The sequence below is a fragment of the Streptomyces sp. KMM 9044 genome (assembly GCF_024701375.2).
Lineage (GTDB): Bacteria > Actinomycetota > Actinomycetes > Streptomycetales > Streptomycetaceae > Streptomyces.
In genome coordinates, this window is the sequence record NZ_CP113910.1 from 6,613,288 (window position 1) to 6,634,986 (window position 21,699).

General features: G+C 71.9%; 9 protein-coding genes and 1 pseudogene. 2 read left to right on the plus strand and 8 right to left on the minus strand.

What is annotated here, in order from left to right:
• Positions 1 to 213: 213 nt before the first annotated feature.
• The 8 genes from HUV60_RS29575 to mqnE all read right to left on the minus strand — a co-directional run bounded on the left by HUV60_RS29575 (position 214) and on the right by mqnE (position 10,961).
• Positions 214 to 4,296: an AMP-binding protein gene (locus HUV60_RS29575; protein ID WP_257851402.1), complete on the minus strand. Its 4,083-nt coding sequence runs from the start codon at positions 4,294 to 4,296 to the stop codon at positions 214 to 216.
• A gap of 9 nt (positions 4,297 to 4,305) precedes the next feature.
• Positions 4,306 to 5,157 (minus strand): ABC transporter permease, encoded by an 852-nt coding sequence (locus tag HUV60_RS29580; RefSeq protein ID WP_257851401.1) that lies wholly within the window; start codon positions 5,155 to 5,157, stop codon positions 4,306 to 4,308.
• Entirely contained in the window at positions 5,157 to 6,146 is a 990-nt protein-coding gene (locus tag HUV60_RS29585) for an ATP-binding cassette domain-containing protein (RefSeq protein WP_257851400.1), read from the minus strand. The genes HUV60_RS29580 and HUV60_RS29585 overlap by 1 nt, the downstream gene beginning before the upstream one ends.
• A gap of 107 nt (positions 6,147 to 6,253) precedes the next feature.
• Positions 6,254 to 7,459 (minus strand): cyclic dehypoxanthinyl futalosine synthase, encoded by a 1,206-nt coding sequence (gene mqnC, locus HUV60_RS29590; protein WP_257851399.1) that lies wholly within the window; start codon positions 7,457 to 7,459, stop codon positions 6,254 to 6,256.
• A 32-nt stretch (positions 7,460 to 7,491) separates the two neighbouring features.
• A complete protein-coding gene (locus HUV60_RS29595) occupies positions 7,492 to 8,385 on the minus strand; it encodes a menaquinone biosynthetic enzyme MqnA/MqnD family protein (protein ID WP_257851397.1) in 894 nt (297 codons plus the stop codon).
• A gap of 39 nt (positions 8,386 to 8,424) precedes the next feature.
• Complete coding sequence (locus HUV60_RS29600) at positions 8,425 to 9,189, minus strand: thioesterase II family protein (protein WP_257851396.1); 765 nt, start codon at positions 9,187 to 9,189, stop codon at positions 8,425 to 8,427.
• Between the two features lie 145 nt (positions 9,190 to 9,334).
• Positions 9,335 to 9,634: a ferredoxin gene (locus HUV60_RS29605; RefSeq protein WP_257851394.1), complete on the minus strand. Its 300-nt coding sequence runs from the start codon at positions 9,632 to 9,634 to the stop codon at positions 9,335 to 9,337.
• A 163-nt stretch (positions 9,635 to 9,797) separates the two neighbouring features.
• Positions 9,798 to 10,961: an aminofutalosine synthase MqnE gene (gene mqnE, locus HUV60_RS29610; RefSeq protein WP_257851392.1), complete on the minus strand. Its 1,164-nt coding sequence runs from the start codon at positions 10,959 to 10,961 to the stop codon at positions 9,798 to 9,800.
• 376 nt (positions 10,962 to 11,337) lie between these two features.
• Between mqnE and HUV60_RS29615 the strand changes: the two genes are divergently transcribed.
• Positions 11,338 to 12,198: a 1,4-dihydroxy-6-naphthoate synthase gene (locus tag HUV60_RS29615; protein ID WP_257851390.1), complete on the plus strand. Its 861-nt coding sequence runs from the start codon at positions 11,338 to 11,340 to the stop codon at positions 12,196 to 12,198.
• A pseudogene (locus HUV60_RS29620) lies at positions 12,170 to 21,657 on the plus strand (type I polyketide synthase); the annotation flags it as partial. The gene HUV60_RS29615 and the pseudogene HUV60_RS29620, both read left to right, overlap by 29 nt.
• Positions 21,658 to 21,699: the final 42 nt, after the last annotated feature.

The following is a 21,699-nucleotide window of genomic DNA, read 5'->3' on the forward strand; positions in this document are numbered from 1 at the left end:
ACGCCAAGGGCCCGCCTCTTCCTGACAGAGGGCGGGCCCTTGGCTCTGCGTGTGGTTCTGGGTGCGCACGGCAGGCTGGCAGCACATGGTCAGACGGTTCACCCGGTGTCCGCCACGACACCCGAGCGCGACATCGGTCGGGTACAGCACCGGTCGGGTACGGCACCGATCGGTGCCGTACCCGACCGGGTGGCCTGGAAGTGCGGGCCCGCCTCAGTCGGCGAGCAGTTCGTTCCTCAGGCGGCGGGCCAGCTCCTCCGGTGTCGAGAAGTCGAAGATCACCGACGTCGGCAGGGAGAGCCCGGTCGTGGACTCCAGCGCGTTGCGCGCGGTCAACGCGGTCAGCGAGTCGAACCCGAGGTCGCGGATCCGTCCCGTGTCCGGGACCTGCCCGGCCGAGGCGAGTCCGAGGGCCGTCGCGAAGTGTCCGCGCACCAGGCGCAGCAGGGTCTCCTGCTGCTCGGTGCCGGTGAGGGCCGCCAGCCGGTGGCGCAGCCCGCCCGGATCGGTGACCGTGTCGCGCGCCGGACGCAGGCCGACGCCACCCGCCAGGCCGCGCAGCAGCGCGGCAGTGGCGCCGAGCGGCCCCGCGCCCCGCGGCGCGGACAGGTCGGGGCGGCCGGCGGTGAGCGCGGCCCGTCCGGTGGCGACGGCCGAGGCGAACAGGTCCGCCGCCTCGTCCGAGGCACCGGCGGGTCCGCGCACCGACACGGCCGCCACGCCGGCCCGCCGCAGGGCGCGGGCCCCCACGTCGAACACCGCGGCCACGGCCGAGTCGACCAGCCCCGCCGAGGCGGGTGCGGGTGTCGCGAGCACGACGGAGGCGACGCCCCGCCCGGCCGCCGACCGGACCAGCTCCAGCGCCGGGCCGACCACGGGACGCAGCGCGGCGTCCACCTCGGCCCGTGTCCCGGTCGTCGTTCCGTCGGTGGCCACGGCCGCGGTGAACAGCACCGTGCGGGGGGCGCCGTCGAACAGGGCCCGCACCGCACCGGCGGGGTCCACCGGGTCCCAGCGCACCAGCTCCGCCGTGCCCGCGGACGCCGGCAGTCGGTCGGCGGCGTTCTTGGCGAACGGGCCCGTCAGCAGCGGTCCGTGTGTCCCCGGTCCGGCCCCGTGCCCGGTCCGTGCCAGGAACGCCTCGGCCGGACCGTGTCTGTCGCTCCCGGCGAACAGCGCGGTCCGCCCGGGGGAAGACACCTCCGGGGAACTCACCGGGACACGGGCCGCGCGCGGGGCCCGGACCTCCCCGCCACGGAGCATCAGCCGTGGTTCGCCGCAGGTCACGGCGGACTCCACGCGCTGCCAGGAAGGCCCCACGGCGTCCGTCTCGACCAGCACGAAACGGCCCGGCGCCCGGTCCTGCGCGGCTCCGACCAGACCCCACACGGCTGCCGCGCCCACGTCCGGCGAACTGTCGTCGCCGGTGGCGACCGCGCCCCGGGTGACGACGACCAGCAGGCTTCGCGCGAGCCGGGGATCGGTGAGGTGCCGTACCCATTGCAGGGCCTCGAAGACCGCCGCGCGCACCGCGTCGGCCGGGTCCGTGTCCCGCGGTCTCGGGGGACCGGCGGAGACGAGCAGCACGTCCGGGACGGGAGCGCCCTCCTCGACCGCCCGTATCAGCGACGGCAGGTCGGGCGGGGCCTCGCAGTGACGCCCCGCCGACAACAGGCCCGCACGGACACCGAGCGGATCGGGGCCGACGACCGCCCACCGGTCGGAGCGGTCCGCCCGCAGCGGCGGGTCGCACAGGGCCCAGGTCTCCTCGAACAGGCCGTCCTGTTGGGCCGCCGAAGCGGCCCGCACGGCACGCTTCTCCCACGGCGCGCATGTCACCGACCGAGCGGTCAGTACCGGATCCCCGGCACCGTCGGCCGCGGTCACGTCCCAGGTGCCGTCCGCCGACTGTCGCAGACCCACTCGCAGCACGGACGCGCCCACGGCGTACAGCGACACATCGCGCCAGCGCACCGCCACCACGTCCGCGGCGTCCTCCCGTGTGTCCTCCCCTGTGCCCTGCGCCGTCTGCCGCACGGCGCAGGCCAGTGCCGTGTCCAGCAGCGCCGGGTGCGGGGCGAACCGGGCCTGTGCCGTCGTCCGGTCCGGCAGCGCCACCTCGACGAAGACCTCGTCGCCGCGCCGCCACACCCCACGCGGCGTCCGCGCGGTGTCCGGTCGGCCGGCACCGGTGCCCCCGCCCGTCCGACGGGCGCCCTGCGGCGGCCACACCGTCCAACCCGTGTCCGGCTCCGGCCCGGCGACGGGTGCCACCGACGCCACCGCGTGCCGGGTCCACGGGCGTCGTGCCGCGTCGCACGCGTCCCGGCGCCCGTGCACCGTCACTTCTCGTACGCCGTGGGAGTCGGGGGCACCGACCCCCACCCTCAGCTGCACGCCCTCGTCCCGCGGCAGCACCAGCGGCTCGTCCGCGGTCAGCTCCAGCACCCGGGCGCAGCCCGCCCGGCCCGCCGCGTGCAGCACCAGGTCCAGCAGGACGGCCCCGGCGACCACCGTCGTGCCTTCGACGCGCCGCAGGAGCGAGGGATCGGACCCGGTCACGGTGATCCGTCCGGTGAACGCCAGCTCGTCCCGTCCGGGCAGTTCGACCGTGGCGGACAGCAGGGGGTGCCCGGCGTCCTGAAGCCCCATATCGCCGGCGCCGCGGTACCGGGCCGGTTCCCCGGCCGTCCGTCGGGACCCGCGCCACAACAACCGGGCCGGCAGATCGGCCAGCAGTCCGCGGGCGATCTCCCCGGCCGGGTCGCGGGGCACCTCGGCGATCTCGTGGATCTCGTCCGGCAGCTTGTACGGCGGCAACCGCCGCCGGCAGGCGGCCAGCACCGTCTCCACATCGATTCCGCCCGACTCCGGCACCGGCAGCACGTACGCCACCGGTATCTCGCCGAGAGCCTCGTCGGGGGCGCCCGCCACGGCCGCGTCCGCGACCCCGGGCGCCTGGACCAGCGCCTGTTCGACCTCGCGGGGGTGAAGGTGCTCGCCTCCGCGGGTGATGAGTTCCGTGAGCCGGCCCGTGATCGTCAGGTGCCCGTCCGCGTCCTGCCGGCCGAGGTCACCCGTGCGGTACCAGCCCTCAGCCAGCACGGCCGCGGTCTCCTCCAACCGCCCGTGGTAGCCCAGCATCAGCCCCGGACCGGACACCCGGATCTCGCCCTCGGCGCCCCGCTCCACCTCCTCGCCGGTGCGCGCGTCCGTCAGCCGAAGTGTCAGCCCGGGCAGTGGCACCCCGCACGAGCCCGGCACGTGCGGGCCCTGCGGCAGGTTCGTGGTGATCGCACCGCCGGTCTCCGCCGAGCCGTAACCGTCCAGCAACGCGACGCCGAAGACGGACCGGAACTCCTCGTGCAGGGGCTGCGGGCACGACGACCCCGCGACCAGGCACACCCGCGGCCGTGGCGGTCGCGCCGCCCCGGACCGCGCCAGCTCGACCATCCGGCGGTACATCGCCGGCGCGCCCACGAGGAAGGTGGCGTCCTCCTCGCGTACGCGGTGCAGCACCTCCTCGGCGTCCGGGCCGTCGGTGAGGCAGGCCGTGGCGCCGACCGCGACGACGCCGAGCACGCACACGTTGTGCGCCACGACGTGGGACAGCGGCATCGGGCACACCAGCCGGTCCTGCGGCGACATGCCCAGCAGGGGAGCGCCGCAGGAGGCCGTCGTCCACAGCGACGTCCGCTGGGTGGCCACGACTCCCTTGGGATGTACGGTCGTTCCGGACGTGTACAGCAACCAGGCGGGCTCGTCGAGCCCCAGGTCGTCCCGGGGCGGGTCGCGCAGCGACCACGTCGACGCCAGTTCCTCCCAGCGCGGCAGCTCGGCGTCGACGGCCGCAGCGAACCCCGGTTCGGAGTCGTCCCCGACCAGGATCACCGTGATCCCCGGTCGGTCCGCGAGCACCCGGCGCACCTGTGGCAGCCGTACCGCATCCGTGATCACCACCTGGGCCGCGCAGTCGTCCAGCACCCACGCGAGTCCCGGGCCGGTCGTCAGCGGGTCCAGCGGTACACCGACGGCACCGGCCCGGGTGACGGCGAGACAGCTCTCAACCGCTTCCACCCGGTTCGGCAGGCAGATCACCGCCGACGCGCCCCGCGCGAGCCCGAGGCCCACCAGATGGCCGGCGACCCGTGCGGTACGCCGTTCCAGCACGGCCCAGGTCACCGAGCGGCGGGCGTCCTTGAACGCGGTCCGCTCCGGCTGCCGGGCGGCGTGTTCGGCGAGCAGTTCGTGCAGCGGGCGGATCAGCTCCGCCCGGAGCGCCGCGTCCGCGGTCACGAGATCCCCTCACGCACCCATCGCGCGGTAGCGTCGCACGGCCAGCGCGCGTCCCACCACCGCGATCAGCACGGACCAGGCCAACGACACCAGCACCGGATGCTGCGTCGGCCAGGCGCCCGTGGCCGTGAGTCCCGGGTTTCCGAACAGCTCGCGTGCCGCTTGCACCGTCGCGCTCAGCGGGTTCCACTCCGCGGCCCAGCGCAGCACCGTCGGGAGCGTCGAGGGCGCCACGAACGCGTTCGACAGGAACGTCATCGGGAACAGCCACAGGAAGTTGCCGCTGGCCGCGGCCTCCGGGGCGCGCACGGTCAGCCCGATGACGACGCCCACCCACGACAGCGCGTATCCCATGAGCAGGAGCAGGGCGAAGCCCGCGGCGGCCCGCAGCACCCCGTGGTGGATGCGCCAGCCGACCAGCAGCGCGCAGAGGATCATCACGGCGACCATGACGGTGTTCTGCACGAGGTCCGCGAGGGTGCGGCCGGTGAGCAGCGCGCCGCGCGCCATGGGCAGGGAGCGGAACCGGTCCACCATGCCGCTCTGTACGTCGTTGGCCAGGCTGATACTGCTGTTGCTGGCCGTGGAGAAGGCGATGGTCTGTGCGAAGAAGCCCGGCATCATGTACTCGCGGTAGGCCGCCGGACCGTCCGCTCCGGGCAGGGCGAAGGACCCCGCGAAGATGTACGCGAAGAGCAGCACGAACACGATGGGCTGCACCAGGCTGAGGACGAGCACCTCGGGTATCCGCAGCGTCCGGACCACGTTGCGCCGCGTCACGACCAGGACGTCACGCACGGACTTGGCGGCCGTGCCCGGCTTCAGCTCGGGTACGGCCGACGCCGTTGCCGACACTGTCATCACTCCTTCTCGCTCGGCGCGCCGACGACGAGCGCCGCGCGCCTGGTGTCCCGACGGGTGTCCTCGGTGAGGGCGAGGAAGACCTCGTCCAGCGTGGGACGGCGCAGCGCGATGTCGGTGATCTCGATCCCGTCGCCGTCCAGCGCGGCGACGGCCTCCGTCAGCAGTCGTACGCCGCCGTCGACGGGCACGGAGACCGTGCTCCGAGGCCGGTCCACGTCCGGGGCACGGATGCCGAACCGGGCCAGCATGGCCGCGGCGGTGTCGAGCTGTCCGAGTCGGGAGACCGTCACCTCGATGCGCTGTCCGCCCGCCTGCGCCTTCAGCTCGCGCGGTGTGCCCCGGGCCACGATCCGCCCGTGGTCGACGACCGCGATGTCCCTGGCCAGCCGGTCGGCCTCCTCCAGGTACTGGGTGGTCAGCAGCAGTGTGGTGCCCTGCCCGACGAGGTCCTCGATGGCGTCCCACAGCATCAGTCGGCTGGTCGGGTCCAGCCCGACCGACGGTTCGTCGAGGAACATCACCGACGGTCGTACGACGAGGGCGCCGGCCAGGTCGAGACGCCGCCGCATCCCGCCCGAGTACGTGCTCGACACCCGGTCGGCCGCGGCGGTCAGGTCGAACTGGTCCAGCAGTTCGTCGGTCCGCAGGCGGGCCGTCCGGGACCGCAGACCGTACAGTTCGCCGATCATGCGGAGGTTCTCCCGGCCCGTCAGCCGGTCGTCCACGGCCGCGAACTGGCCCGAGAGCCCGATCGACAGCCGGACCCGGTCCGGCTCGCGCACCACGTCGTGGCCGGCCACGGTGGCCGTGCCCGAGTCCGGGCGCAGCAGGGTGGTGAGCAGCCGTACCGTGGTGGTCTTGCCCGCTCCGTTGGGGCCGAGCAGTCCCAGCACGCCGCCTTCCGGCACATCCAGGTCTACTCCGTCAACGGCCCGGATCTCACCGAAGGTCTTCACCAGACCCGTGGCGTGAATGGCGCCCGCCATGGGCTCTCTCCGTCCTTGTGCAGGGATGGGGGTGGCAGTGCGTGCGGGGCTGGGCGCGTGTGTCCGGGGCACCGGCCCGCGCGAGCCCCGGACACACGGGCCGGGGCTCAGGTCGCGGCGATCAGCTTCAGCTCGGGGTGCGCGGTGCCGCCCGCGATCGCCGTGGACGAGATGTGCGAGACGATGCGCTCGTCGACCGGGTCGTTCGCCGGGTCGTCGTGCACCAGCAGGTGCTCGTACGTCGTGGCACGCTGCGCCGGAACCCGGTCCGCCCCCCGGATCAGGGTGATCAGTTCGCCAAGGTTGGAGCGGTGCTTGGCGCCGGCGGAGGAGACGACGTTCTCCTCCAGCATGATCGAGCCGAGGTCGTCCGCGCCGTAGTGCAGGGAGAGCTGGCCGATCTCCTTGCCGGTGGTCAGCCAGGAGCCCTGGATGTGGGCGATGTTGTCCATGAAGAGCCGCGCGATGGCGATCATGCGCAGGTACTCGAAGAGCGTGGCCTGCGTACGGCCCTTCAGGTGGTTGTTCTCGGGCTGGTAGGTGTACGGGATGAAGGCGCGGAAGCCGCCGGTGCGGTCCTGGACGTCACGGATCATCCGCAGGTGCTCGATGCGCTCGGCGTTGGTCTCGCCGGTGCCCATGAGCATCGTGGACGTGGACTCCACGCCCAGCCCGTGCGCGATCTCCATGATCTCCAGCCAGCGCTCACCGGACTCCTTGAGCGGGGCGATGGCCTTGCGGGGGCGCGCGGGGAGCAGCTCGGCGCCGGCGCCGGCGAAGGAGTCGAGACCGGCCGAGTGGATCCGGGTGATCGCCTCCTCCACGCCCACCTTGGAGATCCTGGCCATGTGCTCGACCTCGGACGCGCCCAGGGAGTGGATGACCAGCTGCGGGAAGGCCTTCTTGATGGCCGCGAAGTGGGTCTCGTAGTACTCCACCCCGTAGTCCGGGTGGTGCCCGCCCTGGAACATGATCTGGGTGCCGCCCAGCTCGACGGTCTCCGCGCAGCGGCGCAGGATGTCGTCGAGGTCGCGGGTCCAGCCCTTGTCCTTGTCCTTCGGCGGGGCGTAGAACGCGCAGAACTTGCACGCCGTGACGCACACGTTCGTGTAGTTGATGTTCCGCTCGATGATGTACGTCGCGATGTGCTCGGTCCCGGCGTACCTACGGCGGCGTACGGCGTCGGCGGCGGCGCCGAGCGCGTGCAGGGGTGCGTCGCGGTAGAGGTCGAGCGCCTCCTCGGGGGTGATCCGCCCACCCTCGGCGGCACGGTCGAGGACGGGCTGGAGCGGGGACTTCGGAGGTCGGGACATGGTGGCCGGGCCTTTCGGTGACGGGGTACGGATCAGGAGGGGCTGAGCAGCCGGACGGCGACGTCGGGCGGGAAGCCCTCGGCCCCGCCGCCCACCCGGCGCGCGAACTCGGCGATGCCGGCGAGCTGCGCCTCGCCGAGTCTGAAGTCGAGGGCCGTGGTGTAGTAGCGCTCCAGCGTCGCGGCATCGAACTCCTCCCACTGGGCGGCTTGTTCGCACACCTTGGACACCTCCGTCATCGACAGGTCGCGCGAGGCCAGCAGATCGGCGTGGACCCGGCGCGCCAGCTCCGGCTCGTGGGCCAGGAAGTCACGGCGCGCGGCGAACACCGCGAACACGAAGGGCAGTCCCGTCCAGTCCTTCCACATCCGGCCCAGGTCGTGCACCTGCAGACCCATCCGGGGTGCCTCGTACAGGGCCGCGCGCAGGGCGGCGTCACCGATGACCACCGCGGCCTTCGCCTCGGCCATCATGGTGCGCAGATCGGGCGGGCAGACGTGGTACTCGGGGTGCACACCGACGCGCTCGGCGAGGAGCAGCTGTGCCAGCCGCACCGACGTACGGCTGGTGGAACCCAGCGCGACGGGCTGACCGTCCAGCTGCTCCAGCGGCACCTGGCTGATGATCAGACAGGACATGACGTCGCCGTCGCTGCCGACGGCGATGTCCGGCAGGGCCACCAGGTCGTCCGCGTGCCGCAGGTACTCCAGCAGGCTGATCGGCCCCATGTCGAGGTCACCGGCGGCGAGCGCGTCGTTGAGACCGTCCGGCGTGTCGGTGCGCAGGTCCATGTCGAGGAGGCTGCCGGTGCGGGCCAACCCCCAGAACAGCGGGAGGCAGTTGAGGAACTGGATGTGGCCCACCCGGGGACGGCGTCGGCGCGCCGACGCCGACTGCGCGTTCATGGGTGCGAGTTGCTCGGTCATCGTGCACAACTCCCGGAACGAGTCGAGGGGGAAGACGGGTCAGGCCCGGCGGGCCGTCGCGGCGAAGTGCTCGTGGAGCACGGCGAGCACCTCGGCGGGACGCTCCGAGAGGAAGAAGTGTCCGCCGGAGAAGACCCGCAGGTCCGACCCGGCCTCGGTGTGCTCGCTCCAGGCACCGGCCTCCTCCAGCGACGTGCGCGGGTCGGCGTCGCCGGTGAGGACGGTCACCGGGCAGCGCACCACCGCACCGGGAGTGCAGCGGTAGGTCTCCACGGCCCGGTAGTCGCTGCGGATGGCGGGCAGCACCATGCGCAGCAGTTCCTCGTCCTGGAGGACCTGGGCGTCGGTGCCGGACAGCCTGCGCAGCTCGGCGATCACCCCGTCGTCGTCGAGGGTGTGCACGTGCTCGTCGCGGGTGCGGGACGGGGCGCGGCGCCCGGAGGCGAACAGCTGGACGGGGCCCCGCCCGAGGCGCTCCAGGCGGCGCGCCACCTCGAAGGCCACCAGCGCGCCCATGCTGTGCCCGAAGAACGTCAGCGGACGGTCGTCGGCCCAGCCCGTCAAGGCCGAGGCGACCTGGTCGGCGAGGTCGGCGACCGAGGCGGGACCCGGTTCATGCCGTCGGTCCTGACGGCCGGGGTACTGGATGGCGGCGACATCGACACCGGGGCTGAGCGCGGTGGCGACCGGCACGTAGAAGCTGGCCGAGCCACCCGCGTGCGGGAAGCACACCAGCCGATCGGCGGCGTCGGGAGAGGGCCGGAACCTGCGGATCCACAGGTCGTCGGCGGTGGGGGAACTCATGGGACGTGCGTGTCCTTCCCAGGGGGCGAGGTGCTGTGACCCGGCCGCAGGCCGGACGGGGGCGGCCGGGAGAGCGCGGAGCGGAGGGGGACGTCACCGGGGCGACGAGCCGATCGCCACGGTGACCTGTCCGGGAGGGCCGGCGTCAGTCGTCGGCCACGGGCCCGTACACCTCGACCCCGTCGGAGACACGGCGCACGTGAATGCACTCGCCGGGGCACTCCTTGACCGAGTCGACCACGTCGGCGAGCACCTCCACGGGGATCAGGGCCGTCGCGCCCGGCGCCAGGAGCAGCTCGTCCTCGTCGTCCTTGACGTAGGCGAGCCCGTCGGTGTCCAGCTCGAACACCTCGGGCGCGTACTGGGCGCAGATTCCGTCACCGGTACACAGGCCCTGGTCGATCCAGACTTCCAGGTCCTCGTCGTTCGTCGTCTGCGTGGACATAAACACCTGCCTGGCGGGTCGTCATGATGCGGACACGGTGCGCGCACCACGGTTGAACGGCGGCGCGCGCACCGTGTACACGAGGGGAGTCGTGCACGTCGTGCACGAGGGGAGTCGTGCACGACGTGCACGAAAGGGTTCCCGGCCTCGGGGCCTGCCGGGGTCAGACGCGCATCGGCTGCGGAGACTCCCGGCGCGCAGGGTCGGGGCGGTCGTACTCCCGGATGATCTCGTACCGGGTGTTCCGCTCCACCGGGCGGAAGCCGGCGTCGCGGATGAGGTCCAACAGGTCCTCGCGGGTCAGCTTGTTCGGCGTGCCGTAGTTGTCCGCGTCGTGGGTGATCTTGTACTCGACGACCGAGCCGTCCATGTCGTCCGCGCCGTGCTGAAGGGCCAGCTGGGCGGTCTGGACACCGTGCATGACCCAGAACACCTTGACGTGCGGGACGTTGTCGAAGAGCAGCCGGGAGACGGCGAACGTCTTCAGGGCCTCGGCGCCGGTCGCCATCTGCGTCCGTGCCTGCAGCCGGTTGCGGATCTTGCCGTCCTTCATGTCCACGAAGTCGTGCTGGTAACGCAGCGGGATGAAGACCTGGAAGCCGCCCGTCTCGTCCTGCAGCTCACGCAGCCGCAGCACGTGGTCCACCCGGTGCCGGCGTTCCTCGATGTGGCCGTAGAGCATGGTGCACGGGGTCTTGAGACCCTTCTCGTGCGCCAGGCGGTGGATACGGGACCAGTCCTCCCAGTGGGTGCGGTGGTCCACGATGTGCTGCCGGACCTCCCAGTCGAAGATCTCGGCGCCACCGCCGGTGAGCGACTCCAGACCGGCGTCGATCAGTTCGTCCAGGATCTCCGAGGCGGTCAGTCCGGAGATCGTCTCGAAGTGGTGGATCTCCGTCGCCGTGAACGCCTTCAGGCCGACGTTCGGCAGCGCCTTCTTCAGCTCCCGCAGCGAACGCGGGTAGTACCGCCACGGCAGATTCGGGTGCAGACCGTTGACGATGTGCAGTTCGGAGAGGTGCTCGTTCTCCATCGCCTTGGCCAGCCGGACGGCCTCCTCGATGCGCATCGTGTACGCGTCCTGCTCGCCCGGCTTGCGCTGGAACGAGCAGTACGCGCAGGACGCGGTGCACACGTTCGTCATGTTGAGGTGACGGTTGACGTTGAAGTGGACCACGTCACCGTTCTTGCGGGTGCGCACCTCGTGTGCCAGACCGCCCAGCCATGCCAGGTCGTCCGACTCGTACAATGCGATGCCGTCCTCGCGGGACAGCCGCTCACCGGAGAAGACCTTCTCCTCCAGCTCGCGCTTGAGCCCAGCGTCCATGGCCGGGAACCTCCTCGTTCAGTGCCTGGCGGCACACGTGGTGAGTGTGAGCACGCGATGCGGCCCGACTCGTCGACACGCCCCGGGACGTATCAGCTTGGGAAGAACAACGGACCGCCCGTTCCGCCCGGGCGGAACGGAACGGAGCCGCACCACGCGAACGGCTTCCGCTGAAGCGGCCGGCCACAACAGACCCGGGGGAACCGGCCAACGATCCGGGACCCACGGGCCCTGGCCGGGAACGGCGGGCACCGACGCCGCGTCGGTGGGGCCTGCCCATCCTCGCGGAGGGCGGTCTGGGGAAAACCCCACATCCGCAACGGGTTTGCTGAGGGCTTCCGCCGCCGCCCGCCGACGAAGAAGGTAGCGCCCGCCCATGACGACACCACTGACCCTCGCGCACTCGCCGTGCCCCAACGACACGTTCGTCTTCCACGCCTGGACCGAGGGACTGCTTCCCGGCGCCCCGGACGTGCGGCTCACCTTCGCCGACATCGACGTCACCAACGGCCTCGCCCGACGCGGCGAACTCGACGTCCTCAAAGTCTCCTACGGCGTGCTGCCGCACATCCTCGACGACTACGTGCTGCTGCCGAGCGGCGGCGCCCTCGGCCACGGCTGCGGCCCGCTCGTCCTGACCGCCCGACCGGGCGAACCCGCCGCCCTCTCCGGGGCCCGCGTGGCGGTGCCCAGCACCACCTCCACGGCCTACCTGCTGTTCCGGCTGTGGGCGGCCGATGCCGTGCCCGGCGGCATCGGTGAGACCGTCGTCCTGCCCTTCCACGAGATCATGCCCGCCGTCCGCGACGGCCTCGTGGATGCCGGACTCGTCATCCACGAGGCACGCTTCACCTATGACCGCTACGGCCTGCACTGCACGGCCGACATGGGTGACGAGTGGGAGAAGCACACCGGCCTGCCCATCCCTCTCGGTGCCATCGTCGCCCGCCGCTCCCTCGGCGAACCCCTGCTGAGCCGCCTCACCGACACCGTCCGCGCCTCCACCCGCGCCGCCTGGGACGACCCGGCCGCGTCCCGCGCCTACGTCCTGCGGCACGCGCAGGAAATGGAACCGGCCGTCGTCGACCAGCACATCGCCCTGTACGTCAACGAGTTCACGGACCGGCTCGGCGAGGAAGGACTACACGCCGTACGCACCCTCCTCGACCAGTCGGCCGAGCTCGGCCTGATGCCCCGCGTCCGCGCCGATGCACTGGACCCGACCCGCCGCCTGTGAGCGGCGCTCCGCGGGAACAGCCTCAAAGGGCCTGCCGCCTCCAAGTCCTGCCACAACGCTAGAAGTTCTCTTAGAGCCCTCGGTCGGCACCCCGAGAACGGGCGGAACCCCTCCCATAATCGGCCCCTGGGGCAGACCCGGGACCGGTGAGGCCTGCCCTGCCCCACGAGGGCGTCGGGCGGCGCGCCCGCCCCTCACCGGCCCCCGCGCCCCTCGGTGCTGGGGCCGACACCATGCCCCGTGCCCCACCGGCGAGCCAGCGTGCCCGCCGCCGAAGGGAGACCGATCCGTGAGCGAGGACAGGCTGCACGACTTCCTGACCCGAGTCTCCAGCGACCTCCAGCGCACCCGCACCAGGCTGCGCCAGGTCGAGGGCAGGGCCACGGAACCGATCGCCGTGGTTTCCATGAGCTGCCGCTATCCCGGCGGGGTGCGCACCCCCGAGGACCTGTGGCAGCTCGTCGACAGCGGCACCGACGGCATCTCCACGTTCCCGGACGACCGAGGCTGGGACCTCGACGCCCTCTACGATCCCGACCCCGAACACCCCGGCACCGTCTACACCCGGGAAGGCGGCTTCCTCCACGACGCCGCCGACTTCGACCCCGCCTTCTTCGGCATGTCACCCCGCGAGGCTCTCGCCACCGACCCGCAGCAGCGCATCCTCCTCGAAATCGTCTGGGAGAGCCTCGAACGCGCCGGACTGCGCCCCGCCGACCTGCGGGGCAGCTCCACCGGCGTCTTCGCCGGGGTCATGTACAACGACTACGCCACCCGTTTCCCCGAGCCGCCCCCCGGCGTCGAGGGCCACCTCGGCAACGGCAGCGCGGCGAGCATCGCCTCCGGCCGCATCTCCTACACCTTCGGCTTCGAGGGCCCCGCCCTGACCGTCGACACCGCCTGCTCCTCCTCCCTCGTCGCCCTGCACCTCGCCGTGCAGTCCCTGCGCCAGGGCGAGTGCGACCTCGCCCTGGCCGGCGGTGTCGCCTTCATGTCGACTCCGGTCACCTTCCTGGAGTTCAGCCGTCAGCGCGGACTCTCGCCCGACGGGCGCTGCAAGTCCTTCGCCGACGCCACCGACGGGACCGGCTGGGGCGAGGGAGCGGGTGTCCTGCTGCTCGAACGCCTCTCCGACGCCCGCCGCAACGGCCACCAGGTGCTCGCCGTGGTCCGCGGCTCGGCCGTCAACCAGGACGGCGCGAGCAGCGGTCTCACGGCCCCCAACGGCCCCTCCCAGCAGCGCGTCATCCGGCAGGCGCTGGCCTCCGCCGGGCTCTCCCCGCAGGACGTGGACGCCGTCGAGGCGCACGGCACCGGCACTGCCCTCGGCGACCCCATCGAGGCCCAGGCCCTCCTCGCCGCCTACGGCCAGGACCGCCCCGCCGAACGCCCGCTGTGGCTCGGCTCGCTCAAGTCCAACATCGGGCACACCCAGGCCGCCGCCGGCGTCGGCGGCGTCATCAAGACCGTCATGGCCCTGCGCCACGGCGTCCTCCCGCGCACCCTGCACGTCGACGCGCCCACCACCGAGGTCGACTGGACCGAGGGCAACGTACGTCTCCTCACCGAACCCGTCTCCTGGCCGCACACCGACCGGCCCCGGCGCGCCGGAGTGTCCGCGTTCGGAGTCTCCGGCACCAACGCCCACGTCATCCTGGAAGAGGCCCCGCCCGCCGACCCGCAGACCGGGGAGACGCACGAGGCGGCCCCCGCCCCCGAGCGCCCGGTGCCGGCGGTGATCCCGTGGATCCTCTCCGCCCGCACCACCGACGCCCTCAAGGCCCAGGCAGCCGCCCTGCTCACCCACCTCGACGGCCACCCGCACACCGACGACCTGGCCGTCGCCCGCACCCTCGCCGACCGACGCTCTCTCTTCGAACAGCGGGCCGTCGTCCTCGGCACCGGCCGCGACACCCTCGCCGCAGGCCTGCGGACCCTCGCCGAGGGCCGCGTGTCCCAGGACGTCGTCACCGCCACAGCCAGGCGGGGCGGCAAAACGGCGTTCTTGTTCTCGGGGCAGGGTGCGCAGCGGCCGGGGATGGGCCGGGAGTTGTATGAGGCGTTTCCTGTCTTTGCGGATGCTTTCGACGGGGTGTGTGGGTTTGTCGGTTCCGGGTTGCGGGATGTGGTGTTCGGCGGGGGTGCCGGGCGGTTGGGTCGTACGGAGTGGACGCAGCCGGCGTTGTTCGCGGTCGAGGTGGCTCTGTTCCGGTTGGTGGAGTCGTTCGGGGTGCGTGCGGATTTCGTCATCGGTCATTCGGTCGGTGAGATTGCCGCGGCGCATGTGGCGGGGGTGTTGTCGCTGGAGGATGCGTGTGCTCTGGTGGTGGCGCGTGGCCGGTTGATGCAGGAGTTGCCCTCGGGTGGGGCGATGGTGGCGGTGGAGGCGGCCGAGGACGAGGTTGTCCCGTTGCTGGACGCGGCGTTGGTGTCGGTCGCGGCGGTGAACGGTCCGCGGTCGGTGGTGATCGCCGGTGTCGAGGCGGCTGTCACGGAGGTTGCGGAGAAGCTGAAGGCGCGGGGTCGGCGCACGTCCCGTCTGCGGGTGTCGCACGCGTTCCACTCGCCGTTGATGGAGCCGATGCTCGGCGCGTTCCGTGAGGTGGCGGAGCGGATCGGCTACGGAACCCCTGTCATTCCCGTGGTGTCGAACGTGACCGGACGTGTGGCCGTTGAGGGGGAGTTGGGGTCGGCCGAGTACTGGGTGCGTCATGTCCGTCAGGCGGTCCGGTTCGCCGACGGTGTGAGTGCTCTGGCGGCCGAGGGCGTGACGCGGTTCCTGGAGATCGGCCCCGACGGCACTCTCACCGCCCTCGCCCAGAACTGCGTACCCGACGCGCCGAACCTGCTCTTCGTTCCCGCCCAGCGCAAGGACCGCGACGAACCGACGGTGGTGATCGCCGCGCTGGCCGCGCTGCACACCACGGGCAGGACCGTCGACTGGGACGTTCTTCTGCCCGGCTCCCAAGCGTTGGTCGATCTTCCGACCTATCCGTTCCAGCGGCAGCGCTACTGGCTGGATCCGGTGGCGGACCGTTTCGGACACCGTGGGGAGCACCCGCTGCTGTCCTCCGGGATCGGTGTCGCCGATTCCACCACCGTGGTGGCGACAGGGCTTCTGTCCGGGCGCACGCAGCCCTGGCTCGGCGACCTCGCCACCGGCGGCGGCACCATCGTGGCTCCGTCCGTCCTCACCGATCTGGCCCTGCACACCGGACGCAGCCTCGGAGCGCATCACCTCACCGAGCTGCATGTCGACGAGCCGCTGCGGCTTCCCGCGACCGGTGAGACCGAGGTGCAGACCGTCACCGAAGCGGCCGACGGCGACCGACGCCGGACCTTCGCTCTGTACGCACGCCCCTACGACCCGGACGCCGACCTCTCCGACGATGCCCGGCCCTGGACCCGGCACGCTCACGGCACTCTGGCCGTGGGCCCCGTCGACCCCACTTTTGCGGACACGGACGAGGTCGGGGCCTGGCCCCCGCCCGGCGCGACGCCTGCCGACCCGGACGAGCTGTACGACGCCCTCCACGTCCCGGTGGACGAGGCCGGGCGGGTCGTGACATCCGTGTGGCGCCTGGGCGACGAGGTGTTCGCCGAAGCCGCCCTCCCCGAGACGATGACGGCCGAGGCGGCCGGTTTCGTCGTGCACCCCGCACTTCTGGACGGCGCCCTCCTGACGCTCCGCGCGCTCGGCCGGCCCGTTCCGCATCTCGTGTCCTGGTCCGACCTCACCCTCCACGCGAGTGCCGCGACAGCGGTCCGCCTGCACGTCGTCCCGCTCTCGCCGACGGAATGCGCGCTCCGTATACTGGACGTCACCGGTGCTCCCGTACTCACCGCGCGAAGCGTCGCCGTCCTGCCGTTCGACCACGAGCAACTCCCCGGGAGCGTGCGGAAAAGCGGCAGCGACCTGTACACGGTCACCTGGATCCCGGCCGACGCCCCCTCACTCCCCGAACCGGCCTCGACGACCCGCCACACCGGCCCCGACGGCCTCATCGCCGCCTCGACCGCCTCGGACACCCCTTACCCCGAGCTGGTCGTCGTCCCCTGGCAGACGCCCGCGTCCGACCCGGAGACCGCTCTCGTGCCCGGCGTCCACGACGCCACAGCGCGTGCCCTCACCCTGTTCCGGCACTGGCTCACCGACACGCACGCGGCCGGCTCCCGCCTCCTGCTGCTCACCCGGGGAGCGGTGGCCGCACACGCCGGCGAGACCGTGACCGACCTGTCGGCCGCGGCGGTCCGGGGACTGCTGAAGTCCGCCGCATCGGAGAACCCCGGGCGGTTCCTGCTCCTCGACACCGACGTCACCCCCACCGACGGCCAGCTCGCGGACGCCGTACGGCGCGGCCACGACGAACTCGTCCTCCGAGATGGGAAGTTTTTCGCTCCTTCACTCAGCCGAGTGAGGGACACCCCACCGCACCCGGCTGCCATGGTCTTCCCCACGGACCGGACCGTCCTCGTCACCGGCGGCACGGGGGCAGTGGGTTCCGCCGTCGTCCGTCATCTCGTCACCCGGCACGGCGTCCGCCATCTGCTTCTCGTCACCCGGCGCGGTCCGCAGACCCCGGGTGCCGCCGAGCTGGTCGACGAACTCGCCGCCCACGGTGCCCGGACCACCGTCGTGAGCTGTGACGCCGCCGACCGAGACGCCCTTGCCGATGTCATCGACGCCCTGCCGCCGGAGTATCCGATCGGCGCCGTGGTCCATGCCGCCGGAGTCCTCGACGACGGCGTCATCACCTCCCTCACCCCCGTGCATCTGACCCGGGTGCTGCGGCCCAAGGCCGACGCCGCGGTCAACCTGCACGAACTCACCCGTGACCTCGGTCTGTCGGCGTTCGTCATGTTCTCCTCGGCCGCCGCCACGCTCTCCAGCCCCGGACAGGGCAACTACGTCGCCGCGAACGCGTTCCTCGACGCCTACGCCGCCCGCCTGCGCGCCGACGGCCACCCGGCGGTGTCCATCGCCTGGGGCCTGTGGGAGACCGACAGCGCCATGACCCGCGGGCTCGCCGACGCCACGCACAGGCGTGCCGCCCGCAGCGGCGTGGACGCCCTGCCCACCGGTGACGCCCTCGTCCTCTTCGACCGTGCCCTGACCCACACCGAGGGCACCCCGCTTCCGCTCTGCCTGGACCGCACCGCACTGCGCCGCGCCGCCGACCGACTGCCCCCGCTGCTGCGTTCCCTGACCGGCCGCCCGGCCCTGCGCGAGGCCGCGGCGCGGCCGGCCGCCGGCGCTGCCTCGCCGCTCGGCCTGTCCCATCTGCCCGAGTCCCGGCGGCGGGACGCGGTCGCCGATCTCGTACGGACCACCCTGGCCGCCGTGCTCGGACACGCGCCGGAGACGCCGATCCGTCCCGACCTCCCGTTCACACAGCTGGGCCTCGATTCCCTGACGGCGCTCGAACTGCGCAACTCGCTCTCCCACGCGACCGGCACCACCCTGCCGGCGACCCTCGTCTTCGACCACCCCACCCCCGAAGCCGTGATGGATCTCCTCCTGGCCGGCCTGGCTCCTGTGGAGCGGGCCGGCGATCCCCTGTCCGCCTCCACCACGCCCCACAGCGCCGAGAGTGCCGCGCTCGCTGACGACCCCATCGCCATCATCGGCATGGGCTGCCGCTTCCCGGGCGGCGTCGAAACCCCCGAACAGTTCTGGGACCTCCTCCTGCAAGGCGAGGACGCCATCGGCGACTTCCCTGCGGACCGCGGCTGGGACAACCTCACCGCCCTCGCCGTTTCGGACAGCACCGGCCCCGGCACATCGACGTTCACCCGTCGTGGTGGCTTCCTGTCCGGTGTGGGTGGTTTTGATGCGGAGTTCTTCGGGGTGTCGCCGCGTGAGGCGTTGGCGATGGATCCGCAGCAGCGGTTGTTGTTGGAGGTGTGCTGGGAGGCGGTGGAGCGGGCGGGTGTTGATCCTCGGTCGTTGCGTGGTTCGCGGGTGGGTGTGTTCGCGGGGACGAACGGTCAGGACTATCCGGCGTTGTTGAGTGTGTCGGAGGGTGACTTCGGCGGTTACGTGGGCACCGGCAATGCGGCGAGTGTGGTGTCGGGGCGGGTGTCGTACGTCCTGGGGCTGGAGGGTCCCGCGGTGACGGTCGACACCGCGTGTTCGTCGTCGCTCGTGGCGTTGCATCTGGCCGCACAGTCGCTTCGGTCGGGGGAGTGCCACATGGCCCTCGTCTCGGGCGTCACGGTCATGTCCACACCAGCTGCTTTTGCCGAGTTCAGTCGTCAGGGGGGTCTGGCGGGTGACGGTCGGTGCAAGGCGTTCGCGGATGCGGCGGACGGGACGGGGTGGGGTGAGGGTGCGGGTGTGCTGCTGGTGGAGCGGTTGTCGGATGCGCGCCGTCATGGGCGTCGGGTTCTTGCGGTGGTGCGTGGTTCGGCGGTCAATCAGGACGGTGCGTCGAACGGGCTGACGGCGCCGAACGGTCCGGCTCAGCAGCGGGTGATTCGTGCTGCGTTGGCGGGTGCGGGGGTGTCGGCGTCCGAGGTTGATGTGGTGGAGGCGCACGGTACGGGGACGCGGTTGGGTGATCCGATCGAGGCGCAGGCGTTGCTGGCGACGTACGGCCGGGAGCGGGTCGAGGGCCGGCCGTTGTGGCTGGGTTCGGTGAAGTCGAATGTGGGTCATACGCAGGCGGCTGCGGGTGTGGCCGGTGTGATCAAGATGGTGCTGGCGTTGCGGCACGGGGTGGTGCCGGCGACGTTGCATGCGGATGAGCCGTCGTCGCATGTGGACTGGTCGTCGGGTGCGGTGGAGTTGCTGACGGAGGCGCGTCGGTGGCCGGAGTCGGTGGAGCGTGTGCGTCGTGCGGGTGTGTCGTCGTTCGGTCTGAGCGGTACCAACGCCCACGTCATCCTCGAAGAGGCGCCGGTGCAGAGCGTCGCCGAGCAGGTGGAGTCCGCAGTGCCGCCGGTGGTTCCGTGGGTGCTGTCCGGTCGCAGCGCCGAGGCCCTGCGCTCCCAGGCCGCCCGCCTGCATGCCTACGCGCAGACGAACCCGGAGTTCGACCCCGCCGCCGTGGCGGCCGCCCTGGTCACGACCCGGACGCCCTTCGAGAACCGGGCAGTTGTCCGAGGGCATGACCGTGCCGGACTTCTGGCGGGCCTCGACCGCCTGGCCCAGGGCGAGCCCGCTGCGAATGTCGTCGAAGGGTCGGCTCCGGGCTTCGGCAAAACGGCGTTCTTGTTCTCGGGGCAGGGTGCGCAGCGGCCGGGGATGGGTCGGGAGTTGTATGAGGCGTTTCCTGTCTTTGCGGATGCTTTCGACGCGGTGTGTGGGTTTGTCGGTTCCGGGTTGCGGGATGTGGTGTTCGGCGGGGGTGCCGGGCGGTTGGGTCGTACGGAGTGGACGCAGCCGGCGTTGTTCGCGGTCGAGGTGGCTCTGTTCCGGTTGGTGGAGTCGTTCGGGGTGCGTGCGGATTTCGTCATCGGTCATTCGGTCGGTGAGATTGCCGCGGCGCATGTGGCGGGGGTGTTGTCGCTGGAGGATGCGTGTGCTCTGGTGGTGGCGCGTGGCCGGTTGATGCAGGAGTTGCCCTCGGGTGGGGCGATGGTGGCGGTGGAGGCGGCCGAGGACGAGGTTGTCCCGTTGCTGGACGCGGCGTTGGTGTCGGTCGCGGCGGTGAACGGTCCGCGGTCGGTGGTGATCGCCGGTGTCGAGGCGGCTGTCACGGAGGTTGCGGAGAAGCTGAAGGCGCGGGGTCGGCGCACGTCCCGTCTGCGGGTGTCGCACGCGTTCCACTCGCCGTTGATGGAGCCGATGCTCGGCGCGTTCCGTGAGGTGGCGGAGCGGATCGGCTACGGAACCCCTGTCATTCCCGTGGTGTCGAACGTGACCGGACGCCTCGCCACCGACGGTGACCTGACGTCGGCCGAGTACTGGGTGCGTCATGTCCGTCAGGCGGTCCGGTTCGCCGACGGTGTGAGTGCTCTGGCGGCCGAGGGCGTGACGCGGTTCCTGGAGATCGGCCCCGACGGCACTCTCACCGCCCTCGCCCGGGACTGCGTACCGGACCACACCGACGACGCGCTCTTCGTCCCGCTGCTCCGCAAGGACCGAGACGAAGTGGACTCCGTCGTCAGCTGTGTCGCCGCCGGGTTCACGGTGGGCGTACCCGTCGACTGGGCCGCCATGATCGGCACGCGTCCCATGGCCGAAGTCGACCTGCCCACGTATGCCTTCCAGCGCGAGCGGTTCTGGCCACAGACGAAGCGCGGTGCGCAGGACTTCGCATCGTGGGAGCCGACGGAACCGGAAGAGGCGCGCGAGCTGGCGAACGCGCTGGACATCAGTGAAGACGTCGTCCAGGACGTCCTGTCAGGGCTTTCCGTCCGGCGTCGGGAACGGACGGTGCGGGCCGAGGTCGACGGCTGGCGGTATCGCGTCGGCTGGGAGGCGGTGTCCCCTGCTCCCGGATCTGTACCTGCCGGGCGGTGGCTCGTGCTGCACCCGGCCGGAGGCTTGACGCGGCTCGACACCGTCACCGCAGCCCTGCCCGACGCCCTGGTCCTGCCCGTCCCCGATCAGCACGACCGGGTGGAGCTCGCCCGAGCCATCCGCGCCGCTCTCACAGGAGTGGACGCCGCCGGAGTGGTCGTCCTGCCCGACACCGTCGCGCAGGCGCTCATCGCCACACAGGCACTGGGTGACGCCGAGATCGGCGGGCCCGTGTGGTGGATCACCCGTGGAGCAGTCGCACAGCACGACGACGACGGCTCCCCGCATCCGGAGCAGGCCGCCGTCTGGGGGCTCGGACGGGTGATGGCGCTGGAGCACCCCGACCGTTGGGGCGGCATGATCGACCTGCAGCAGAACCCGGACCGGGACGTGGCCGGCCTGGTCGCGGCGGCACTGGCCTCCGCGACGGAGGACCAGCTCGCGTTGCGCGACGACTGTGCCTTCGCCCGGCGCCTGCGACAGGATCCGGCGCCTCGGGCCGCCACCGGTCAGGGTTGGAAGCCCTCCGGACGAGTCCTGGTCACCGGGGGCACGGGAGCCCTCGGCGCCCACGTGGCACGCTGGCTCGCCCGAAACGGCGCGAGCGAACTGGTTCTCACCGGCCGTCGAGGACCCGAGGCTCCCGGAGCCACCGAACTCGCGTCAGAAATACGGGAGTTGGGGGCGCGTGAGGTGAGTGTCGAGGTCTGCGACATGGCCGACCGGGCATCGGTCGCCGCGCTCCTCTCCCGGCACCGCGTCGACGCCGTCTTCCACGTGGCCGGTGTCCCGGACCACAAGCCCTTCGACGAGATCGACAACGCCTATCTGGCTGCGGTGTTGGGGGCGAAGGGGTGGGGTGCGGTGTATCTGGACGAGTTGACGCGGGGCTGGGATCTGGATGCGTTTGTGGTGTTTTCCTCTATTGCGGGTGTGTGGGGGAGTGGGGGCAGGGGGCGTATGCGGCGGCGAACGCGTGGGCTGATGCGGTGGTGGAGGCTCGGTGTGGTCGTGGGTTGGTGGGGGCTTCGGTG